A 3,253-nucleotide genomic window follows, 5' to 3' on the forward strand; every position below is an offset into this window, starting at 1 on the left:
GAGGAGGACGGCGACGTTCGCGTCGGGCACGTCCACCCCCTCGTCCAGCACGTTCGCCGTGACGACGCGCGAGTACGTCCCGTCGCGGAAGCGTTCCAGCAGTTCGCGTCGCTCCGCCGCGCCCGTCTCGCTGGTTATCGCCGGGAGCAGGTAGCGCTCGGAGAGGCGGTAGACGAGGTCCGTGTGCGCGGTGAAGACGATGACCCGGTCGTCGCGGTGTCTATCGAGGAGGCGACCCAGCGTCTCCACCTTCTCGTCGGCGTTCATCATGATGCGCCGGGCGCGTTGCTTCGCGAGGAGTGCCTCCCGCGCCCGCGGGTCCGACCCCGACCGCATCACGAGTTTCCGGTAGTCTGACCCCGATGAGAAGGAGAGGTTCGACCGCTTGAGGTAGTCCACGAACGTCCCCTGCGCCTCCTCGTACCGGTCGCGTTCTTCGGGCGTGAGGTCCACCTCGACGCGCCGCACCTCGTAGTCGGCGAGGTGTTCGCCCGCCAACTCCTCTACCGTCAGGTCGTACACCTTCGGCCCGACGAGTTCGGCGACGGCCTCGTGTGCGCCGTCCGGCCGTTCGAACGTCGCCGTCAGGCCGAGGCGGGAGGGTGCGGTCAGCAGTCGGGCCACGTCGCGGTAGCCCTCGCCGCCGAGGTGGTGCACCTCGTCGAAGACGACGAGGCCGAAGTCGCCACCGACGTCCTCGGCGCGCAGGTAGGCGGAGTCGTACGTCGAGACGGTGACGGCCTCCTGCGTCTGTTCGCCGCCGCCGAACTGCCCGACGGGCACGTCGAACTCCGTCGCCAACTCGCGTCGCCACTGGTCGAGGAGGTCCACCGTCGGGACGACGACGAGAGTGGGGACGCCGAGTGCGGCGATGGCCGCGACGGCGACGACGGTCTTTCCGGCCCCGGTCGGCAGTTCGAGGACGCCGCGGTCGCCGTTCTCGCGCCACGCGTCGAGTGCGTGCTGCTGGTAGTCGCGCAGGTCGTAGGCGTGCGAGAGGTCCAGACGCGTCTCCGGGCGGACGCGGTCCTCGTAGGCGAGGTCCCGGGCGTCGAGTTCGGCGCGGAGGTCGGCGTAGCGGTGGGCCGGCGCGCGGGCGACGAGTCCGCGGTCGTCCCACGTCACGCCGGGGAGGGCCGCGGCGGCGACGGCGGACTCGTCGAGGCCGCCGACGCGGACCGTCCCCGTCTCGAACGTCAGCGTGAGCACACGCGGTTCTCGGGCGGCATCGGATATAAACGAACGGACGCAGAGGCGGCGGACCCGCGGAACCACGGGGAGAGGAGTCGGCGTCTCTCTCGGAACTCTCGGCAGCGGATAGGTCTGGTGTGCGAGAGACACCGCGCGTCTCGCTCACCCCTGGTGCTCGTCAGCAGTCGTGTCTCCCGGTCGCTCGTGGTCGCCCGTCTATATTCCGAGCCACTCGTCGTTCCGAACCTGATATCCGTTGGCCCGGCAGAACTTCGCCGCCTGACGGCGTACCCCTCGGGACGACGGGAGCTTCTCTTTGTCGTGGATCTGCTCGGTGACCCAGTCGCTGATGGCTCGAATCCCTTCGTCGTCGTCGTCGGCGTCGATCGCTTCGAGTTCCTCGAACGTCGTCTCGTACGCTTTGCGCTGTGACCAACTGAACTCCGTATTCGAGAGCGTCTCACTGGCTTCCACGATCCGTTTCATCGCCGCGGCAACTGTCGGTCGTTGGACCAGCACTCGGACGGCGTCCGGGGAGTCGAACGTCTCCTCGTCCGTCTCCGGTACCAGTTCCCCGAGAGTGTAGCTCTCCTCGACCGATTCGATCGTTCGGTCGCCGACCGCCGCGACGATATCGCGTCCCGTCGCCGGGAACGTCAGCACTTCGAGTTCCGCCTCCAGATCGCCGAGTTCCTCAGCGTCGACCGGTGGCTGTACTTCGTCGCCGCGCTCCAGCTCTGTGTCTATATCGCGCTCTCGTTGGCGTCGCTCGGCGTCTCGTGCTTGCTTGTCTCGGCCGCTCTTGTTGTCTGCCATCCGTTAACTAGGGTCTCTGGACGCATAGTCCTGTGGTCGGTTCCAGCGACTCCCGGACGGGACCGCAAGCAACGAAAACCGGATTCAGCGAACACCCCCAACAGGCTAGTGATTCATTGAAACAAGGGGTATCGGTGTTCGAGTGCCGCGTACACGCTCTGTCGCCAGTTCCGCCGAAACTCGACGCCGGTCGAGGGAGTCCAACAGCGTCGCGCCGGCGGGACGGCGAGGCTCTTTTTATCCGCCGGGCAGACCTTCGAGTATGGCAGACGAACTCGAAGACGCGGTGGCGACGTTCCTCTCGGACGTGGACACGGCGCACGGCGAGTACGAACGGGGCTACGTGGACGCCGACGCGACGCTGGAACTGGTCATGAACCACGTCGAGGACCTGCGCGAGGCGTACGAGGAGTGAGAGGAACGGGCTGACTCGACTCAGAGGAACAGCGCGGGTATCGTCTTCCGGAAGATGTTGAGCGAGATGACGAACAGGAGACCGACGACGAACCAGTTGAACCGCCGTTCGTCCACCTCGACGCGCCGGAGGTACGTCCCCGCAAGGAGGCCGACCAGCGTCACCACGGCGACGACGCACCCGAGCCACAGTCGGTAGGCCGTCAGGAGGTCGGTGAACAGCGCCATCTGGACGATGCGGACGGTGAAGACGAGGCCGAGCACCATCGACAGGCCGCCGATGTAGCGCTCGGCGTCGCGTTCGAACGTGTGGAAGTAGGCGGGCAGGAGCGGTCCGAGGTTCGAGACGGCCAAGAGAAAGCCCTCCAGGAAGCCCGCGGTGGAGAGGGCGACCGGGTGGTGCGCCTCCTCGACGGTGACGAAGTTCCCCAGCAGTTGGAACAGGACGTAGCCGAGGATGACGAGGCCGATGAGGAACGGGACGATGGGACCGGCGCTGAACTCGGCGAGGAAGAAGACGCCGAGGACGGCGCCGACGCCGGCCAGGAGCATCAGCGCCCACTCCTCGCGGACGAACGCCAGTCCCGTGTCGGTCTCGCCGATCTGGAACATGTTTATCATCCACGGCGGGACGGCGAGGACGACGACGGCGAGCGTCGGGTCGATGACCGACGCGAAGATGGGCGTGGCGACCAGCGCGTACCCGAACCCGAGCATCCCCTTTATCGCTCCCGCGAGGACGGCGACGACGACGAACAGGGCGAGGGTCGCCGCGCCGACGTCCGCCTGAACTCCCTTCGTGACGTTCGCCGCGCCGGGGAAGAGGACGACG

4 protein-coding genes are annotated in these 3,253 nt (G+C 67.1%); 1 reads left to right on the forward strand and 3 read right to left on the reverse strand.

Annotation, left to right across the window (positions count from 1 at the left end; all coding sequences use genetic code 11):
• Positions 1 to 1,209: DEAD/DEAH box helicase (locus GJ632_RS20465; protein WP_343161291.1), on the reverse strand; the 1,209-nt coding region annotated here is incomplete at its 3' end.
• A 198-nt stretch (positions 1,210 to 1,407) separates the two neighbouring features.
• Positions 1,408 to 2,007 (reverse strand): hypothetical protein, encoded by a 600-nt coding sequence (locus GJ632_RS20470; protein ID WP_191453886.1) that lies wholly within the window; start codon positions 2,005 to 2,007, stop codon positions 1,408 to 1,410.
• A gap of 262 nt (positions 2,008 to 2,269) precedes the next feature.
• Between GJ632_RS20470 and GJ632_RS22565 the strand changes: the two genes are divergently transcribed.
• On the forward strand, positions 2,270 to 2,422 hold the full coding sequence (locus tag GJ632_RS22565; protein ID WP_177232703.1) for a hypothetical protein: 153 nt from the start codon (positions 2,270 to 2,272) through the stop codon (positions 2,420 to 2,422).
• Positions 2,423 to 2,442: 20 nt separating this feature from the next.
• Here GJ632_RS22565 and GJ632_RS20475 read toward each other — a convergent pair.
• Positions 2,443 to 3,253 (reverse strand): sulfite exporter TauE/SafE family protein (locus tag GJ632_RS20475; RefSeq protein WP_191453887.1); only part of this gene is annotated, 811 nt, incomplete at its 5' end.

Source organism: Halogeometricum sp. CBA1124, from assembly GCF_009741955.1.
GTDB lineage: Archaea > Halobacteriota > Halobacteria > Halobacteriales > Haloferacaceae > Halogeometricum > Halogeometricum rufum.